The sequence below is a fragment of the Streptomyces sp. NPDC107500 genome, from assembly GCF_055582785.1.
This window is the reverse complement of the sequence record NZ_JBVJPF010000005.1, coordinates 24,473-42,950: the sequence shown is the minus strand read 5'-3', so window position 1 is coordinate 42,950 and position 18,478 is coordinate 24,473. Positions and strand designations below refer to the sequence as shown.

At 70.8% G+C, this 18,478-nt stretch carries 13 protein-coding genes and 5 tRNA genes; 9 read left to right on the top strand and 9 right to left on the bottom strand.

From position 1 onward, the window contains the following. Positions 1-266: 266 nt before the first annotated feature. Positions 267-1,361: a Leu/Phe/Val dehydrogenase gene (locus ACZ67M_RS20415; RefSeq protein WP_125492941.1), complete on the bottom strand. Its 1,095-nt coding sequence runs from the start codon at positions 1,359-1,361 to the stop codon at positions 267-269. Between the two features lie 220 nt (positions 1,362-1,581). Between ACZ67M_RS20415 and ACZ67M_RS20410 the strand changes: the two genes are divergently transcribed. Both ACZ67M_RS20410 and bldC read left to right on the top strand, forming a co-directional pair. Next, the gene (locus ACZ67M_RS20410) at positions 1,582-2,433 is read left to right on the top strand and encodes a DUF8083 family protein (RefSeq protein WP_385800505.1); all 852 of its coding nucleotides are present in this window, start codon (positions 1,582-1,584) and stop codon (positions 2,431-2,433) included. Between the two features lie 532 nt (positions 2,434-2,965). Further along, a complete protein-coding gene (gene bldC / locus ACZ67M_RS20405; RefSeq protein ID WP_003949541.1) occupies positions 2,966-3,172 on the top strand; it encodes a developmental transcriptional regulator BldC in 207 nt (68 codons plus the stop codon). 432 nt (positions 3,173-3,604) lie between these two features. Here bldC and ACZ67M_RS20400 read toward each other — a convergent pair whose 3' ends face one another. From ACZ67M_RS20400 to ACZ67M_RS20370, 7 genes are all read right to left on the bottom strand, one after another. Next, a complete protein-coding gene (locus tag ACZ67M_RS20400) occupies positions 3,605-3,799 on the bottom strand; it encodes a DUF6274 family protein (RefSeq protein WP_361356484.1) in 195 nt (64 codons plus the stop codon). 171 nt (positions 3,800-3,970) lie between these two features. Then, positions 3,971-4,045, bottom strand: a tRNA-Asp gene (locus tag ACZ67M_RS20395). 107 nt (positions 4,046-4,152) lie between these two features. Beyond that, complete coding sequence (hrpA, locus tag ACZ67M_RS20390; RefSeq protein ID WP_469852085.1) at positions 4,153-8,097, bottom strand: ATP-dependent RNA helicase HrpA; 3,945 nt, start codon at positions 8,095-8,097, stop codon at positions 4,153-4,155. Between the two features lie 98 nt (positions 8,098-8,195). Continuing rightward, a tRNA-Phe gene (locus ACZ67M_RS20385) sits at positions 8,196-8,269 on the bottom strand. Between the two features lie 29 nt (positions 8,270-8,298). Then, positions 8,299-8,373, bottom strand: a tRNA-Asp gene (locus tag ACZ67M_RS20380). A 34-nt stretch (positions 8,374-8,407) separates the two neighbouring features. Beyond that, positions 8,408-8,480 (bottom strand) — tRNA-Glu (locus ACZ67M_RS20375). Positions 8,481-8,560: 80 nt separating this feature from the next. Further along, positions 8,561-10,123 carry a metallophosphoesterase family protein gene (locus ACZ67M_RS20370; protein ID WP_469852083.1) on the bottom strand — a complete coding sequence of 521 codons (1,563 nt, stop codon included), beginning with the start codon at positions 10,121-10,123 and terminating at the stop codon, positions 8,561-8,563. A 71-nt stretch (positions 10,124-10,194) separates the two neighbouring features. On the opposite strand from ACZ67M_RS20370, the gene ACZ67M_RS20365 reads away from it, so the two are divergent. From ACZ67M_RS20365 to ACZ67M_RS20345, 5 genes are all read left to right on the top strand, one after another. Then, on the top strand, positions 10,195-10,545 hold the full coding sequence (locus ACZ67M_RS20365; RefSeq protein ID WP_064728673.1) for a metallopeptidase family protein: 351 nt from the start codon (positions 10,195-10,197) through the stop codon (positions 10,543-10,545). Positions 10,546-10,681: 136 nt separating this feature from the next. After that, positions 10,682-11,230 (top strand): hypothetical protein, encoded by a 549-nt coding sequence (locus ACZ67M_RS20360; protein WP_392010944.1) that lies wholly within the window; start codon positions 10,682-10,684, stop codon positions 11,228-11,230. A 235-nt stretch (positions 11,231-11,465) separates the two neighbouring features. Next, positions 11,466-13,508 carry a DEAD/DEAH box helicase gene (locus ACZ67M_RS20355; RefSeq protein ID WP_469821287.1) on the top strand — a complete coding sequence of 681 codons (2,043 nt, stop codon included), beginning with the start codon at positions 11,466-11,468 and terminating at the stop codon, positions 13,506-13,508. 117 nt (positions 13,509-13,625) lie between these two features. After that, on the top strand, positions 13,626-15,161 hold the full coding sequence (locus ACZ67M_RS20350) for an amino acid permease (protein ID WP_361356474.1): 1,536 nt from the start codon (positions 13,626-13,628) through the stop codon (positions 15,159-15,161). A 116-nt stretch (positions 15,162-15,277) separates the two neighbouring features. Next, positions 15,278-15,350, top strand: a tRNA-Lys gene (locus tag ACZ67M_RS20345). Positions 15,351-15,410: 60 nt separating this feature from the next. On the opposite strand, the gene ACZ67M_RS20340 is transcribed toward ACZ67M_RS20345, so the two are convergent. Next, positions 15,411-16,190, bottom strand: coding sequence for an NAD(P)H-dependent oxidoreductase (locus ACZ67M_RS20340; protein ID WP_469852081.1), 780 nt, complete (start codon positions 16,188-16,190; stop codon positions 15,411-15,413). Between the two features lie 139 nt (positions 16,191-16,329). On the opposite strand from ACZ67M_RS20340, the gene ACZ67M_RS20335 reads away from it, so the two are divergent. Both ACZ67M_RS20335 and ACZ67M_RS20330 read left to right on the top strand, forming a co-directional pair. Then, on the top strand, positions 16,330-17,178 hold the full coding sequence (locus tag ACZ67M_RS20335) for a helix-turn-helix transcriptional regulator (protein WP_469852079.1): 849 nt from the start codon (positions 16,330-16,332) through the stop codon (positions 17,176-17,178). Positions 17,179-17,291: 113 nt separating this feature from the next. Next, the gene (locus ACZ67M_RS20330) at positions 17,292-18,452 is read left to right on the top strand and encodes a dihydrofolate reductase family protein (protein ID WP_469852077.1); all 1,161 of its coding nucleotides are present in this window, start codon (positions 17,292-17,294) and stop codon (positions 18,450-18,452) included. The last annotated feature ends 26 nt before the right edge of the window (positions 18,453-18,478 follow it).

The following is an 18,478-nucleotide window of genomic DNA, read 5'->3' as shown; positions in this document are numbered from 1 at the left end:
CATGGTCCGGAACGGGCTCTCCGTGGAGAGACCGGTCCGTAGGGCTTCCACGGTACCTGAGCCCACGCCCATACGGTACGTCGCCCGCAGCACGTGGCCATCCCCAGGACCCTCGAGGCGCCCCGTCCTCGCTGGTCAACGGCGATTTTAACCACCTTTCGACGGTCGACCCGCCGGGATAAGTGAGAGTTCTCTCCAACTCCCCCCGACGGGTACCGGTCAAACCTGCGAGGGCCCTGCCCGATCACCGGAGGACCGCCGCGGGATCACCCCCGCGGGCGTGCCTCCGCCATCCGCTGCTCGGCGATCCGGTCGGCCGCGGCGGCCGGCGGAATACCGTCCTCATTCGCACGTGCGAATATGGCCAGCGTGGTGTCGAAGATCTTCGCCGCCTTCGCCTTGCACCGCTCGAAGTCGAAGCCGTGCAGCTCGTCGGCGACCTGGATGACACCGCCGGCGTTCACCACGTAGTCCGGCGCGTAGAGGATCCCGCGGTCGGCGAGGTCCTTCTCCACTCCGGGGTGGGCGAGCTGGTTGTTGGCGGCGCCGCACACCACCCGGGCGGTCAGCACCGGCACCGAGTCGTCGTCGAGCGCGCCCCCGAGCGCGCACGGCGCGTAGATGTCGAGGTTCTCCACCCGGATCAGCGCCTCGGTGTCGGCGACGGCGACCACCGAGGGGTGCCGCTCGGTGAGGGCCCGCACGACGTCCTTGCGCACGTCGGTGACGACCACGTGCGCGCCCTCGGCGAGCAGGTGCTCGACCAGGTGGTGGCCGACCTTGCCGACGCCCGCGATGCCGACGGTGCGGTCGCGCAGCGTCGGGTCGCCCCACAGGTGCTGGGCGGAGGCCCGCATGCCCTGGTAGACGCCGAACGCGGTGAGCACGGAGGAGTCGCCGGCGCCGCCGTTCTCGGGGGAGCGCCCGGTGGTCCACTGGCACTCGCGGGCCACGACGTCCATGTCGGCCACGTAGGTGCCGACGTCGCACGCGGTGACGTAGCGGCCGCCGAGCGAGGCGACGAACCGGCCGTAGGCGAGGAGCAGTTCCTCGCTCTTGATCTGCTCCGGGTCGCCGATGATCACGGCCTTGCCGCCGCCGTGGTCGAGACCGGCCATGGCGTTCTTGTACGACATCCCGCGCGCGAGGTTCAGCGCGTCGGCGACGGCGTCCGCCTCGTTCGCGTAGGGGTAGAAGCGGGTACCGCCGAGCGCGGGGCCCAGTGCGGTGTTGTGGAGGGCGATGACGGCCTTGAGGCCGCTGGCCCGGTCCTGGCAGAGCACGACTTGCTCATGACCCCCCTGGTCCGAGTGGAACAGGGTGTGCAGTACATCAGCAGGTGCGCCGGTTACGTCGGTCACGGTGGTGACTCCTGTGTAGGTTCGGCGGGTGGAGACCTGTCCCCGTGCGGGTGGCGGGGACTGTGGCACGAGATTAGGGCCTGGCGGGGTCTCCCCGCCGCACCGTGCTCAGGATCACCACCGCACGGAGTACGGGCGTGCGACGATTTGCAGAGATTCCCGCGCGTTTGTGATCGGCTCCGGCAGGTTTTCGGTGCGGAGCGCGGGGGAGGGAGCAGGCGTGCCCAAGGTGTCCTCGGTGATCGTCCCCTACGCGGCGTACCTGCGCGTGTACGAACCGCTGGCCGCCTTCCGCGAGCCGGAGCGCGAGCACTGGGCCCGCTACGCCCGCCGCCCCGACCTCCCCTCCTACCAGGTGGAGCTGCGCCGCTCCCTGGCCGACCTGCTGCCCACCCCGCCGGTGGCGGTGCCGGTGCACGAGAGCGCCGACGCCTTCGTGGCGGAGGTCGACGGAGTGGTCTGCGTCTGCCCCTGGCGGACCCGGCTGCGCGGGTGGCAGGCCCTGGGAGAACTGGCCGGGGAGTACCCGGAGCCCGTCCTGGACGCCCTGATCCCCCCGGTCGTACGCCGGGAGACCACCCAGGACTACGAGCGCTGGCTGGAGCGCAACCCCGACGCCCGCCCCTGGATCCGTACCGCCACCTGGCAGGTGCCGATCAACTGGTTCGTGCTGGTCTCCGACGCGGAGCGGGAGTACGACAAGGGCGGCGACGACGAGGGGCCGACCGCGCCGGTACTGCGCTACCGGACGCCGATGGTGCAGGCCCGGCGGCGCGTGGCCCGGGGGCTGCGGGCGCTGAAGGAGGCCGTGGACGAGGGCCCGCTGATCGACGGGCTGATGGACGTCGGGCGCTGGCTGGAGGAGTTCCACCCGCGCTCCCTCGTGGAGCTGGACTACGGGGGGCTCGTGCACGCCGTGCCGGCCGGGGAGCTGGAGGACGACCACTCCGCGGCGGACGTGGCCGAGGGGATCGAGGCGCTGCGCGAGGGCGACCCGGCCACCGCGGGGGAGGCGTACGGGCGACTGGTGGAGCGCTGGCGGGCCGTGCGGGACCGGCGCTCGGCGAACTGACGTTTGACGTACCGCCCGTTTTGAGGTTTCGTCTTCCGATCCGACACCCGTCACGGATGTGCTGATGCCTTGTCAACAAGGGACGTAGGTCCCGATCCGGGCGTATGCGTCAAGCGTGACGGACCGCACGTACATCACTCTTGCGCCGCTTCCCCCTCCTCATGCCAAAATAGGACAAGGAGCCCGGGGAGGGCTCCTTCCGTCCTGCTGTGATGCACTGTGGGCGGAATCTCAGCATTGCACGCTTTGGGGGGTCTCGTGACTCCTGATCGCCCTGTGACTGATCGTCACAGTGGCGTGACTGTCCGCTATGGCATGGTCCATCGGCTTCCGTCGCTGATGAACACCTGGGAGGGCAATTCCATCGGTTTGGCCGACGCGGCTGGACAGATGGTGTAGTTGTAGTGCCGAGGACAAGCCGTTCGTCCTATAACCGACTCGACTCGCGTCCGCCATTTCGGGCAACGCGGGTCAAGGTGCAGAATTTAGAGGAATGAACCGAGAAGGTTCGGTTCTCCCGAGGAGGCCGCTCATGACCGCTCGCACCCCTGATGCCGAGCCGCTGCTGACCCCGGCTGAGGTCGCCACCATGTTCCGCGTCGACCCGAAGACGGTCACGCGCTGGGCGAAGGCCGGCAAGCTCACGTCGATCCGCACGCTCGGCGGGCATCGCCGCTACCGCGAAGCCGAGGTCCGCGCTCTGCTCGCGGGCATTCCGCAGCAGCGCAGCGAGGCCTGAAACAACTGAATAACCGGGCAGAACGGCAGGTCCCCCAACCTGTCGAGGCGCTCGGAACCACAGCTCCAAGTGACGCCGTTCCTGCCCCAACAGGGGGTGCGTCGTTGATCGCGCTGGACTCCGCCGGGTCCAGCGCGATCTTTTTGTGTCCGGACCTGTGCGCCGCGGCGGGGCGTCGGTCGGTTCTGTGAGCGGCCTTGTCGGAGTCTGGGGAGGGGTGTCGGATCGGCTGTGCGAGCACTGCGAGACCCAGTGCAATTGCACATATTAAATTGACCAGTTGTAGGAGAGCCATAAGTGCCACGGTTTCAAAAACTCATGCGGTGACACCCGTCACATGGCACGGTGGTTGTTGGCCGCCCTGCCCGTGCGCTAGTGGAGGCATCGCTTCCAGGAGGTCTGCGTGGCAAGGGTGTTGGGATCCTCCGGGGATCACGCCACGGGCACGCTCTCGTCGTCGAGGCCCTCTTGACGTCCGGTCGGAGACTGTGGCCCCGGAGCGTCCAGCGCCAGGCGCAACAGCCGGTGGCAGATCGCGCAGTGGCGTGTCGCGTGGCGGTACGACGACGCGGCCGACAGATGCGCGCGGAGCAGGGCTCGCGTCTCGTGCCTGACCGATGCCGCCATATGCCACCTCCGGGGCCCTGCACGGGACGTTCCCTGTCCTTTTGAAGTACCGACCGAATGTGACCCCGTCAAGGCCGGGAGAGGGGCGCTGAGGGCCTCTGGGGGGTGTGGGGCGGGATGCGCCTGGAGACACGAAAGAGGCCCGCACCAAACGGTGCGGGCCTCTCGATGCGGTCCTGACGGGATTTGAACCCGCGGCCTCCACCTTGACAGGGTGGCGAGCACTCCAAACTGCTCCACAGGACCAGGTTTCGCGGCGCCTCTTCTGCGTTGCGCTGCGAGAAGAGACTGTACAGGAGGGTTGCGCCCGGGTCGAACTCACCCTCCGCACAGGCTCCGTTACCAGCCGGGCGCTACGGTGCGAGCGCGTCGATCGCCTTCACGATCCGCTTGTCGGAGACGGGGTACGCGGTGCCCAGCGCGTGCGCGAAGTAGCTGACCCGCAGCTCCTCGATCATCCAGCGGACCTCCCGCACCTGCTGCGGCACCGGCCGGCCCTGCGGCAGCTGCTCCAGCAGCCACGCGTACTCGTCCCGCATCTCGTGGACCTTCTCCATGCGCGACGTGTCCCGCTGCACACCGGTCGGCATCTGCTGAAGGCGCCGGTCGGCGGCGACCAGGTAGCGCATCAGGTCCGGCAGCCGCCTGATCCCCGCCTCGGTGACGAAGCCGGGCTTCACGAGGGCGTCCAGCTGCCCCCGTACGTCCTGGAGGTTCGCCAGCAACGCGGGGCTCCGTACGGACTTCAGGCGCCGCTCGCAGGCCTGCCAGGCCGCCAGTACCTGCTGTACCTGGCCCACCGTGCGGACGGTGGTGTCGACGATCTCCGCGCGGACCCGCTCGTAGAGCTTGCGGTAGGACTCCTCGTCCCACGCCGGGCCCCCGAAGTCCGCGATCAGCTTGTCGGCCGCGGCGGTCGCGCAGTCGTCGAACAGGGCCTGGATCGAACCGTGCGGGTTCGCCGACAGGTTCAGCTTCTGCTGGTTGGTCAGTTTCTCGGACGCGAACTTCGCCGGGCTGACCGGGATGTTGCGCAGGATCAGCCGGCGCGTGCCCTTCCACATCGCCTGCGCCTGCTCGGCCTCGGTGTCGAAGAGGCGCACGGACACGGTGTCGCCGTCGTCGACCAGCGCCGGGTACGCCTTCACCGGCTGACCGGCCCGGCGGGTCTCGAAGACCCGGGAGAGGCTGCCGATCGTCCAGTCGGTCAGGCCCGAACGCTCCAGCGACTCACCGCCGCTGCGTTCGGCGGTGGCCGCCGCGGCCTGCGACAGGGCCTTGCGGGCCTTCGGCCGCAGCTGGAGCTTGAGCGCCTCCAGGTCCTTGTCCTCGGCCAGCTTGCGGCGCCGTTCGTCGACGATCCGGAACGTGATCTTCAGGTGGTCGGGGACCTTCGCCCAGTCGAAGTCCTCGGCGTCGAACGGCACCCCCACCATGCGCTTCAGCTCCCGCGCCATGGTGAGCGTGAGCGGTTCTTGGAGCGGCACCGCCCGCTCCAGGAACTTCTGCGCGAAGTTCGGGGCCGGTACGTAGTTGCGGCGGATCGGCTTGGGCAGGGACCGGATCAGCTCCGTGACCACCTGCTCCCGCAGCCCCGGGATCTGCCAGTCGAATCCCTCGTCCGTGACCTGGTTGAGCACCTGGAGCGGCACGTGCACCGTCACGCCGTCGGCGTCCGCCCCCGGCTCGAACTGGTACGTCACCCGGAACTTCAGCGGCCCCTGCCGCCACGAGTCCGGATAGTCGTCCTTGGTGACCGCCCCCGCCTTCTCGTTGATGAGCATCTCGCGCTCGAAGTCGAGGAAGTCGGGCTGCTCGTGGCGCTTGTGCTTCCACCACGAGTCGAAGTGCGCACCCGAGACGACGTGTTCGGGCACCCGCTGGTCGTAGAAGTCGTACAGCGTCTCGTCGTCGACCAGGATGTCCCGGCGCCGCGCCCGGTGCTCCAGCTCCTCGACCTCGGTGAGCAGCCGGCGGTTGTCCGCGAAGAACTTGTGGTGGGTGCGCCAGTCGCCCTCCACGAGGGCGTTGCGGATGAACAGCTCGCGGCTGACCTCGGGGTCGATCCGCCCGTAGTTCACCTTGCGCTGCGCCACGATCGGCACGCCGTACAGCGTGACCTTCTCGTACGCCATCACCGCCGCCTGGTCCTTCTCCCAGTGCGGCTCGCTGTAGGTGCGCTTGAGGAGGTGGCCGGCGAGCGGCTCCACCCACTCCGGCTCGATCTTCGCGTTGACCCGGGCCCAGAGCCGGGAGGTCTCCACCAGCTCGGCGGACATCACGAACCGCGGGGGCTTCTTGAAGAGCGCCGATCCCGGGAAGATCGCGAACTTGGCGTTCCGGGCGCCCAGGTACTCGTTCTTCGCGCCCTCCTTCACGTCCTTCATGCCCACGTGGGAGAGCAGTCCGGCCAGCAGGGAGACGTGCACGCGGTCGTCGGGAGCGTCCTGCTCGTCGAGGTGGATGCCCATCTGCTTGGCGACCGTACGAAGCTGCGTGTAGATGTCCTGCCACTCGCGGATCCGCAGGAAGTTGAGGTACTCCTGCTTGCACATGCGGCGGAAGGACGAGGAACCCCGCTCCTTCTGCTGCTCGCGGACGTACCGCCACAGGTTGAGGAAGGCGAGGAAGTCGCTGGTCTCGTCCTTGAAGCGGGCGTGCTGCTGGTCGGCCTGGGCCTGCTTGTCCGACGGCCGCTCCCGCGGGTCCTGGATGGACAGCGCGGCGGCTATCACCATGACTTCGCGGACGCAGCCGTTCTTGTCGGCCTCCAGCACCATCCGGGCCAGCCGCGGGTCCACGGGCAGCTGGGCCAGCTTGCGGCCGGTGTCGGTCAGCCGCTTGCGTACGTCCTTCTGCGCCGGGTCGAGCGCGCCCAGCTCCTGGAGGAGCTGCACGCCGTCGCGGATGTTGCGGTGGTCCGGCGGGTCGATGAAGGGGAACTTCTCGATGTCGCCGAGGCCCGCCGCGGTCATCTGAAGGATGACGGAGGCCAGGTTGGTCCGCAGGATCTCGGCGTCCGTGAACTCCGGGCGCGCCTCGAAGTCGTCCTCGGCGTAGAGCCGGATGCAGATGCCGTCGCTGGTCCGCCCGCAGCGGCCCTTGCGCTGGTTGGCGCTGGCCTGCGAGATCGGCTCGATCGGCAGCCGCTGCACCTTGGTGCGGTGGCTGTACCGCGAGATCCGGGCGAAGCCGGGGTCGATCACGTACTTGATGCCCGGCACGGTCAGCGAGGTCTCGGCGACGTTGGTGGCCAGAACGATCCTGCGCCCGGTGTGCTGCTGGAACACCCGGTGCTGCTCGGCGTGCGACAGCCGCGCGTACAGCGGCAGCACTTCGGTGAATCTGTACTTCTTCTTCTCCAGCGCGTCCGCCGTGTCCCGGATCTCCCGCTCACCGGAGAGGAAGACGAGGATGTCGCCCTTGCCCTCCCCCATCAGCTCCTCGACGGCGTCGGTGATGGCCGTGATCTGGTCCCGGTCGGCGTCGTCACCCTCCTCCTCCAGTAGCGGACGGTAACGCACCTCCACCGGGTAGGTCCGGCCGCTGACCTCGACGATCGGCGCGTCCCCGAAGTGCCGGGAGAAGCGCTCCGGGTCGATGGTCGCCGACGTGATGACGACCTTCAGGTCCGGCCGCTTGGGCAGCAGCTGGGCGAGATAGCCCAGCAGGAAGTCGATGTTGAGGGACCGCTCGTGGGCCTCGTCGATGATGATCGTGTCGTAGGCGCGCAGCTCGCGGTCGGTCTGGATCTCGGCGAGCAGGATGCCGTCCGTCATCAGCTTGATGAAGGTGGACTCCGGGTTCACCTGGTCGGTGAACCGGACCTTCCAGCCGACCGTCTCCCCGAGCGGCGTGTCCAGCTCGTCCGCCACCCGCTCGGCGACGGTGCGTGCGGCGATCCGGCGGGGCTGGGTGTGGCCGATCATGCCGCGGACGCCCCGGCCCAGCTCGACGCAGATCTTCGGGATCTGGGTGGTCTTGCCGGAGCCCGTCTCGCCCGCCACGATCACCACCTGGTGATCACGGATGGCGGCCGCGATCTCATCCTTCTTCTGACTGACCGGGAGCTGCTCGGGGTAGCTGACGACGGGCACCCGCGCCCGGCGCTCCCCGACGCGCTGCTCGGCCTTGGCCACCTCCGTCTCGATCTCGGCGAGAACGGCGGCGCGGGCCTCGGGCTTACGGATCTTCCGCGCACCTTCGAGCCGCCGGCCGAGCCGGTGCGCGTCGCGCAGTGACAGCTCGGCCAGCCGGGGCGCGAGGGAACCGAGGGCGGGGGCGGGATGCGTAGACATACGGGTTCCAGGATCTCATCCCCGGGAAAAACCTGGCGAACGATTTCCGTCCGGGCAACACAGAACCCCCGTCGAAGATCTCGACGGGGGTTCATATGTGGCTGGGGCCGGGGTCGAACCGGCGACCTATCGCTTTTCAGGCGATCGCTCGTACCAACTGAGCTACCCAGCCGCGAGGTTTCACGTGAAACGAAACCTCAGCGGTCCTGACGGGATTTGAACCCGCGGCCTCCACCTTGACAGGGTGGCGAGCACTCCAAACTGCTCCACAGGACCAAGCTTCGTACGACAGTGTCGCACATGTACTGCGTGCCCCCAACGGGATTCGAACCCGTGCTACCGCCTTGAAAGGGCGGCGTCCTAGGCCGCTAGACGATGAGGGCTATCGGCCCGCCTGGGCGCTTCGCAGCGCGTCGGGGACGTGAGAAGCATATGGGATGGCGGGAGGTATCGCCAAAACGGTTTACGAGGGGCTGGGGGAAGGGGTGGCGCCCGGCTGGTTCTCCTTGGGGAGATGGCGGCTGACCTCGGCCGTCGTCAGGCCCAGACCACCCAGCTTGATCTCGTCCCAGGCCTGGAGGCGCCGGGTGTCCCGGTCGAAGTAGAGGATGGACGCCTGGATCGGGTCGGGGTACTTGCCCTCGACCGCGCGCAGCCCGCTGCCGCCGGTGGAGCCCTCCACGCGCAGGCGGGTGCCGTACTTCATGACCTCCATGTCCTCGCGGTGGAGGTGGCCGGCGAGGACCAGCGGCACCGCGCCGTCGACCTCGCGGGCGGCCGACGGCTCGTGGGCGATGGCGACGTCCACGGGGGTGCCGGCGGTGCTCTGGTCGCGCAGGGCGGAGGCCAGGCGGGCGCCGGCCAGTTCCTGGGAGGCCTCGGCGCCGTCCGACTGGGAGCGGTCGGGGGTGAACTGGGGGTCGCCGATGCCGGCGAAGCGCAGGCCCGCGACGTTCCGGGCCCGGCCGTCGTCGAGGACGTGCACGTTCTTCAGGCTCCGCAGGTACTTCTGGGTCTCCCGGGAGTCGTGGTTGCCGCGGACCCACACATAGGGCGCGCCGAGGTCCTCGATCGGGTCGAGGAAGCCGTTCTCCGCGGCGGTGCCGTGGTCCATCGTGTCGCCGGAGTCGACGATCACGTTCACCTTGTACTGCTGCACCAGCGAGGCGATGATCTTCCAGCTCGCCGGGTTGAGGTGGATGTCGGACACGTGCAGGACGCGGATCGTGGTCGGGTCGGGCTGGTAGGCGGGGAGCGTGGAGGTGACGTCGTAGAGCTTGGTCACGTTGGTGACCAGGCGGGCCAGTTCCTTCTGGTAGACGTCGAACTCGGTCACGATGCTGCGCGCGTTGCCGACCAGGGAGGGCGCGGAGGAGAGCAGGCCGGAGAACCTGGGTTCCAGGACGGAGTCGGGGTTCCAGGTCGCGTAGGCGGTGCCGCCGGAGGCGACCAGGAGGGTGAGGGCGAGCCCGCCCGCGGTCAGGGCTCGCCGGGGGCGCCGGTAGACGGCGAGGCCGAGGGCGGTGGCGCCGGTGACGACGGCGACGCAGGAGCGGACGGCGAGGTCGAGGGTGCCGTGTTCGACGTCGCGGGCGACCTCGTCCTGGAGGCCGGAGAGGCGTTCGGGGTGGTCGACGAGGGCCTGGGCGCGGTCGGGGTCGAGCTGGTCGACGTTGACGTCGAGGCGGACCGGGGCGATGTGGCTGTCGAGCTGGAGGGCGCCCAGCGGAGAGACGTTGATCTTCGTGCCGCCGGCGACGGACGGGCGCAGCGTCATCGTCGTGTTCATGGGGCCGACGGGGACGCGGACGTTGCCGACGACCAGCAGGCCGAGCCAGGCGCCGAGCAGGACGACGGCGACGAGGCCGGCGGCGCGGGTCCAGGGCCGGGGGCGGCCGGCCAGTTCGGGTGTGGTGGTGGGCGTCCGGCGGGGGCGGAGTCGGCGGGAGAGGGCGCGCGGGGCGTTGCGGATGGAGTTCATCACCTGGGCCAGGGCGTGCGGGGCTGCGGCTGGGACGCGGGCCATTGGTCCCGTATGCCCATGGCCCCGGGCGGATATGCGGGTCGTACCGCTAGGTCGTACCCGACAATGGGTCTGTGCTGGAGATGACGCGCGAGGAGTTCGAGGAACTGGTCGCCGAGGCGCTGGACCGGATTCCGCCGGAGTTGACGCGGCTGATGGACAACGTCGCGGTGTTCGTCGAGGACGAGCCGCCGGCGGAGGATCCCGAGCTGCTCGGGCTGTACGAGGGGACGCCGCTGACGGAGCGCGGGGAGTGGTACGCGGGGGTGCTGCCGGACCGGATCACGATCTACCGGGGGCCGACGCTGCGGTTCTGCGAGACGCGCGAGGACGTGGTGGCGGAGACCGAGGTGACGGTGGTCCACGAGATCGCGCACCACTTCGGGATCGACGACGAGCGGTTGCACGCGCTCGGGTACGGGTGAGCCTTAGGGGGCGCGGGTGAACGTCCGCGGGTACGGGTGACGCGCTCGGGTCAAGTCCGCCTCGCCGGGCGCGTGTCCTCTTGTGGGTGAAGGGAGTTGGGCACGGCGACTCCTTGAACCCCGGAGGTGGCCGCCCGTGCGCCCCTTGTACGTACCCGTCCGTCTGGCCGCCACGGCCATGGCCGTCGTCGCCGCGACCGGCTGCATGAGCGTCGGCGACGACCAGTCCGGAGGGGGCGTCAGGCCGTCGCACTCCGCCGGGGAGCGGGGCGGCGAGGCGCCCGGGGGCGGCCCCGTGGGCCCGGGAGGGAGCGCCGGACACGAGGCGGCGGCCGGCGGCAAGGGGGACGGCAGGGGCAAGCGGGCCAAGGGCGGGGAGAAGCGCGACGGCAAGGGGAAGGCCGGGGACGCGAAGGGCAAGGGCGGGTCCGCGCCCGAGCGGCCGGAGGAGGGCGCACCCGGGACCCCGCCGCCGAAGGGCGGGGGCGCCGGGCCGGGGCCCACCTGGACGCCGCCCGCTGAGCCCTCCCGGACGGTGGAGCCGGAGCCGACGCCGACCGAGCAGCCGCCGACGACCCCTGCCCCGGAGCCGACGGTGGCGGAGCCGTCCTCGTCGGCGCACGAGCCGCCGGGGACCCAGCTCGCGCAGCGGGAGCCGGCACCCGAGGCCGGTGCGCCGGCCTAGCCGCATCCCCCGGCTGACCTGGGCATTGCGGGCCAGTTTGCCTTCGGGGGTGTGAGGTGCGTATGGTGGTAGATCGTTTGATCCCATTTGCCCGGCGCCACCGCAGAGCGCGCCGTGTGGCGCGTTCTCTCCCCCTGCCGTGGTGGACCGCATTGAGGCGGTCGTATTGCGAATCGCGATTCACGGAGTTGACGGGCGCGTGCCGACGAGAGACTCCGGAAGGTTTCGCATTCGCATGTCCATCACCAGTACCGATCACGCCGTCATGCCCGAGAACGCCGAAGGCGTCGAGGGCGCGACGGAGGCCGTAGAGGCCGCCGAGACCCCCGCCACCCCCGAGGTGACCTTCGCCGAGCTGGGCCTGCCCGAGGGCGTCGTGCGCAAGCTCGCGCAGAACGGCGTGACCACCCCCTTCCCCATCCAGGCCGCGACCATTCCGGACGCGCTGGCGGGCAAGGACATCCTCGGCCGGGGCCGCACCGGCTCCGGCAAGACCCTCTCCTTCGGTCTGCCGACCCTGGCCACGCTGGCCGGCGGCCGCACCGAGAAGCACAAGCCGCGTGCCGTCATCCTCACCCCGACCCGTGAGCTGGCCATGCAGGTCGCCGACGCGCTCCAGCCGTACGGCGACGTCCTCGGCCTGAAGATGAAGGTCGTCTGCGGCGGCACCTCGATGGGCAACCAGATCTACGCCCTCGAGCGCGGCGTCGACATCCTGGTCGCCACCCCGGGCCGCCTGCGCGACATCATCAACCGCGGCGCCTGCTCCCTGGAGAACGTGCAGATCGCCGTTCTCGACGAGGCCGACCAGATGTCCGACCTGGGCTTCATGCCCGAGGTCACCGAGCTGCTCGACCAGGTCCCGGCGGGCGGCCAGCGGATGCTGTTCTCCGCGACCATGGAGAACGAGATCAAGACCCTGGTCGACCGGTACCTGGACAAGCCGGTCAGCCACGAGGTCGACGCCGCCCAGGGCGCCGTGACGACCATGTCGCACCACATCCTGGTCGTGAAGCCCAAGGACAAGGCGCCGGTCACCGCGGCCATCGCCTCCCGCAAGGGCCGCACCATCATCTTCGTCCGCACCCAGCTGGGCGCCGACCGCGTCGCCGAGCAGCTGCGCGACGCGGGCGCCAAGGCGGACGCGCTGCACGGCGGCATGACCCAGGGCGCGCGCACCCGCACGCTGGCCGACTTCAAGGACGGCTACGTCAACGTCCTGGTCGCCACCGACGTCGCCGCGCGCGGCATCCACGTCGACGGCATCGACCTGGTCCTGAACGTGGACCCGGCCGGCGACCACAAGGACTACCTGCACCGCGCCGGCCGCACCGCCCGCGCCGGCCGCACCGGCACCGTGGTCTCGCTCTCCCTGCCGCACCAGCGCCGCCAGATCTTCCGGCTGATGGAGGACGCGGGCGTCGACGCCACGCGCCACATCATCCAGGGCGGCGCGGCCTTCGAGCCGGAGGTCGCCGAGATCACCGGCGCCCGGTCGATGACCGAGGTCCAGGCCGAGTCGGCGGGCAACGCCGCGCAGCAGGCCGAGCGCGAGGTCGCCCAGCTCACCAAGGAGCTGGAGCGGGCCCAGCGCCGCGCCACCGAGCTGCGCGAGGACGCGGACCGCCTGGTCGCCAGGGTCGCGCGGGAGCGCGGCGAGGACCCGGAGACGGTGCTGGCCGAGGTGGCGGCCGCCGCGACCGAGGTCTCGCTGCCCGAGCAGCCCGGCGCGCGCGACGTCGAGAAGGTGGAGAAGCCGGAGCGCGGCGCCTCGGCCGGCCGCGACCGCTTCGCCGACCGCGGCGACCGCGGTGACCGTCGTGACGACCGTGGTGGCCGTTCGTTCGAGCGTCGTGACGACCGTGGCGGTTTCCGCCGTGACGACCGCCGTGATGACCGTGGTGGCCGTTCGTTCGAGCGTCGTGACGACCGTGGCGGTTTCCGCCGTGACGACCGCCGTGATGACCGTGGTGGCCGTTCGTTCGAGCGTCGTGACGACCGTGGCGGTTTCCGCCGTGACGACCGCCGTGACGACCGTGGTGGCCGTTCGTTCGAGCGTCGTGACGACCGTGGCGGTTTCCGCCGTGACGACCGCGGTGAGCGCGGCGGACACCGCGGCAGCGACCGCCCGTTCAACCGCGACCGCCAGGGCGACCGTCCCGGCTTCCGGTCCGGCGGCCACGACCGCCCGTACGGCCGCCGCGACGACCACCGCGGTTCGTCCGGCTCGTCCTTCGGCCGCCGTGACGACAAGCCCCGCTGGAAGCGCAACGGCTGACGCCTGAACGTCCTTGCGCGCCGCGGCCCCTGCCCTGACGGGTTGGGGGCCGCGGCGCTCTCGTTTCGGCCACGTGGTGACGCATGTCACGCCCGCCCCGAGGGAATTGCTGGGGTCATGACAGATGACGCCAAGGTGAGTGGGCTGTCGGACGAGGAACGGCTGGCCCAGCTCGGCTACACCCAGGTTCTGGCCCGCCGCATGTCGGCGTTCTCCAACTACGCGGTCTCCTTCACCATCATCTCGGTCCTCTCCGGCTGCCTGACCCTGTATCTCTTCGGCATGAACACGGGCGGCCCCGCCGTCATCACGTGGGGCTGGGTCGCCGTCGGCCTGATGACCCTCTTCGTCGGCCTGGCGATGGCCGAGATCTGCTCGGCGTACCCGACCTCGGCGGGACTGTACTTCTGGGCGCACCGCCTGGCGCCGCCCCGTACGGCGGCGGCCTGGGCGTGGTTCACGGGCTGGTTCAACGTGCTGGGCCAGGTCGCGGTGACCGCCGGCATCGACTTCGGTGCCGCGTCCTTCCTGGGCGCGTACCTGAACCTGCAGTTCGACTTCGAGGTCACACCGGGCCGCACGATCCTGCTCTTCGCGGGCATCCTCGTCCTCCACGGCCTGCTGAACACCTTCGGCGTCCGCATCGTCGGCCTGCTGAACAGCGTCAGCGTCTGGTGGCACGTCCTCGGCGTCGCGGTCATCGTCGGCGCGCTGACCTTCGCCCCCGACCGGCACCAGTCGGCGTCGTTCGTCTTCGGCGAGTTCGTCAACAACACCGGCTGGGGCAGCGGCGTCTACGTCGTCCTGATCGGCCTGCTGATGGCCCAGTACACCTTCACCGGCTACGACGCCTCCGCCCACATGACGGAGGAGACGCACGACGCGTCCACCGCCGGGCCGAAGGGCATCGTCCGCTCCATCTGGACGTCGTGGATCGCCGGCTTCGTCCTCCTCCTCGGCTTCACCTTCGCCATCCAGTCCTACGAGGGCGCCCTCACCTCCCCGACCGGCGCGCCGCCCGCCCAGATCCTCCTGGACGCGCTCGGCGCCACCGCGGGCAAGCTGCTGCTCCTGGTCGTCATCGGGGCCCAGCTGTTCTGCGGGATGGCGTCGGTGACGGCGAACAGCCGCATGATCTACGCCTTCTCCCGCGACGGCGCGCTGCCCTTCTCCCACGTCTGGCACACCGTGAACCCGCGCACCCGCACGCCGGTCGCGGCGGTCTGGCTGGCGGCCCTGTCCGCGCTGGCCCTCGGCCTGCCGTACCTGATCAACGTCACGGCTTACGCGGCGGTGACGTCGATCGCCGTCATCGGCCTCTACATCGCGTACGTCATCCCGACCCTGCTGCGGGTCCGCAAGGGCGACGCCTTCGAGCGCGGCCCGTGGCACCTGGGCCGCTGGTCCCGGGCGATCGGCGTGGTCGCGGTGACGTGGGTCGGCGTCATCACGGTGCTGTTCATGCTGCCCCAGGTCTCCCCGGTCACCTGGGAGACCTTCAACTACGCGCCGATCGCGGTCCTGGTCGTCCTCGGCTTCGCGGCGACCTGGTGGCTGGCCTCGGCCCGCCACTGGTTCCTCAACCCCGACCACGCCCGCACCCGCGCCCGCGCGGCCGCCCGCGCGAACGCCCCCGAGCCGGTGGATCCGTAGGCCGGCGCTCCCACCGCCCGCCGACGCGGCCGTGACCCCGATACCCGATCGGCGTCCCGGCCGCGTCGGGCTATGCTCGGTGTGGCAACATCACGCAGCACCGCGTGGTACCCCCTGGGCCCTTAGCTCAATTGGCAGAGCAGTGGACTTTTAATCCATTGGTTGTGGGTTCGAGTCCCACAGGGCCTACGCGTTGGACCCCAGCTCACGGCAGGACCGAGCTGGGGTCCTGTTCGTGTCGCACGGCGGTCACCCGCGCACGTGCAGCCCGAAACCCGTGCGGCCCGCGGGCTCCAGCCCCTCCTTCAGCCGCAGCGAAGGCATCTCGTAGTCGCCGAAGTTCTGCCGCCGGAAGGCGATCGGCTCGGTCGACTCCAGTGTGAGCAGGCGCTGCTCCCACGCCTTGGCGACGTCCGGGTAGTCCTCGACGGTCATCCGGTCGGCGCCGTACACGACGAACGGCGGCACGGCCTCGATGCCGGGGTAGTAGAGGATGCCGTGGTGGATCGGGAACAGGAGATCCTCGATGGGGCCGTTGATGCCGCGGGCGCCGTAGTGCGACTCCTGGCCGCCGATGGTCACCGACAGCAGGGCCTTCCTGCCCGCGAGGGTGCCTTCGCCGTAGCGCTCGCCGTACTTGGTGTCGCTGTGCTCGCCGACGCCGTACGCGAAGCGGAAGGTGAACACCCGGTCCACCCAGCCCTTGAGGATCGCGGGCATCGAGTACCACCACAGCGGGAACTGGAAGACGACGGTGTCGGCCCACAGCAGCTTCTCCTGCTCGGCACGCACGTCCGGAGTGAGCGTCCCGCCCTCGAAGGCCCGGCCCGAGTCCCGGGCGACCTTGAGCGGACTGGAGGCCTCGGGGCCGTAGTCCGCGGCGTCGACGACCGCCTTCCAGCCCATCGCGTACAGGTCACTCACCCGTACCTCGTGCCCGGCGGCCTCCAGGGTGGAGACCGCGAGGTCCTTCAGCGAGCCGTTGAGCGACTTCGGCTCCGGGTGGGCGTGGACGATCAGCGTCTTCACGGGGACTCCTTCGGATCGGATGCCTTCGATCCTGGACGCCGCGGCGCCCGTCGTTCAGGGACGCCTCGACCGTCGGACGGGACTTCCTGGTACCGGCAGGGCCACCCTCACGGTCCCCGCCCGTGGCCATACTGGGGGCATGGACGATCTCGCTGGATTCCTGCGGACCCGGCGCTCCCGCGTCGACCCGGCGTCCGCCGGCATCCCCACCGACAGCCGCCGCCGGGTCGAAGGGCTGCGCCGCGAAGAGGTGGCGCACCTGTCCGGAGTCAGTGTCGACTACTACGTACGCCTGGAGCAGGGCCGCGCCACCCAGCCCTCCGAGCAGGTCCTCGACGCGCTCGCCCGCGTCCTCGGCCTCGACGAGACCGAACGAGGGCACCTCCACCGGCTCGCCCGGCAGCGCCGCCGCCGGGCGAAGGCACCGGCCTCCCGCGTCCGGCCGGAACTGCTGCGCGTCCTCGACCTGGTCGCCGACGCACCCGCGGTCATCATGAACCACCGCCTGGACGTGCTCGCCGGGAACCGCCTCGCCGGGCTCCTCTACGGCCGGCCGCTGCCGGGACTGAACACCGCCCGGCACATCTTCCTGGAGGAGGCCGAGCGGGGCCTCTACGCCGACTGGGAGAACTGCACCCTCGACGCGGTCGGGCACCTGCGGCTGGCCGCGGGCAAGTACCCCGAGGATCCCCGCCTGGCCTCGCTCATCGGCGAGTTGGCGATGGGCAGCGAGCGCTTCCGCCGCCTCTGGGCCCGCGCGGACGTCTGCGCCCGCACCCACGGCCGCAAGGCCTACCAGCACCCGCTGGTCGGACTGCTGGAACTGCACCAGGAGAACTTCTCGTTGCCGGACGCGTCGGGCATGGAACTGCTGGTGCTCTCCGCGCCCCCCGGCAGCCCCACCGAGGACGGGCTGCGCCTGCTCGCGGGGCTGGGCGCGGACGGCGACGACGCGCATTCGTCCGTGAACGCGCAGGCCCGCGAGTAACCGAACCACGCCGGCGTGGGACGGCTACCGTGACGGCGAGTACGGCCCCGGCGGGTACGGCCCGCCGGGCGGTTCCGCGACCGGGGCCGAAGCACGAAGGAGCACGTCCGGACATGACCGCCCACGAGAGGGCCGGCAGGCCCCTCCCCTATGTCCTTCTCTCCGCCGCCGTCTCCCTGGACGGCTACCTCGACGACACCGGGCCCGACCGGCTTCTGCTGTCCAGCCCCGCGGACTTCGAGCGGGTCGACGAGGTGCGGGCGTCGGTCGACGCGATCCTGGTCGGGGCCGGGACGATCCGGGCCGACAATCCGCGGCTGCTGGTGAACTCCGCCGAGCGGCGGGCGGCGCGGGTGGCGGAGGGCAAGGCCGAGTACCCGCTCAAGGTCACCGTCAGCGGCAGCGGCGAGCTGGACCCGGCGGCGCGGTTCTGGCACACCGGCGGGGAGAAGGCGCTGCTGACCACGGACGAGGGGGCCGGGCGGGCCCGGGCGGCGGGGATCGCCGGCGAGGTCGTCGTCCCGCTCGGCGACGCGCTCCACTGGCGGGCGGTGCTCGAGTACCTGTACGACCGGCGCGGGGTGCGGCGGCTCATGGTGGAGGGGGGCGGGACCGTCCACACGCAGCTGCTCCAGCAGGAACTCGCCGACGAGCTGCAACTCGTACTCGCGCCCCTGTTCGTCGGCGACCCGGCCGCGCCCCGGCTCTTCGGGCCCGGCGCCTACCAGGGCGGGCGGCTGCGGCTGGTGGAGTCGCGGCGGATCGAGGACGTCGTGCTGACGCGGTACCTGCCGACCGCACCCGGCACCGGCGACCGCGTGAGCGCCGCCGACCGGCACTGGCTTGCGCTCGCCTGCGAGCTGGCGGAGCTGTGCCCGCCGTCCCGGACGGCGTTCAGCGTGGGCGCGGTCGTGGTCGCCGCCGACGGGAGCGAGCTGGCGCGGGGGTACTCGCGGGAGGGCGGCGACGCCGTCGTGCACGCCGAGGAGGCCGCGCTCGCCAAGGCCGACCGCTCCGATCCGCGGCTCGCGGGGGCCACCGTGTACAGCAGCCTGGAGCCCTGTGCGCGCCGCGCCTCCCGGCCCGCGCCCTGCGCCCGGCTGATCCTCGACGCCGGGGTGCGTCGCGTGGTCACGGCCTGGCGGGAGCCGGACACCTTCGTGCCGGGCGCGGACGGCGGCGGGGTGCTCGCCGCCGGGGGCGCCGCCGTCGTCCTACTGCCGGAGTACGAGGAGCGGGCGAAGGCCCCCAACGGTCACCTGTGGGGTGCCTGAGATACCTGTGTGCGTTCCGCCTCCGA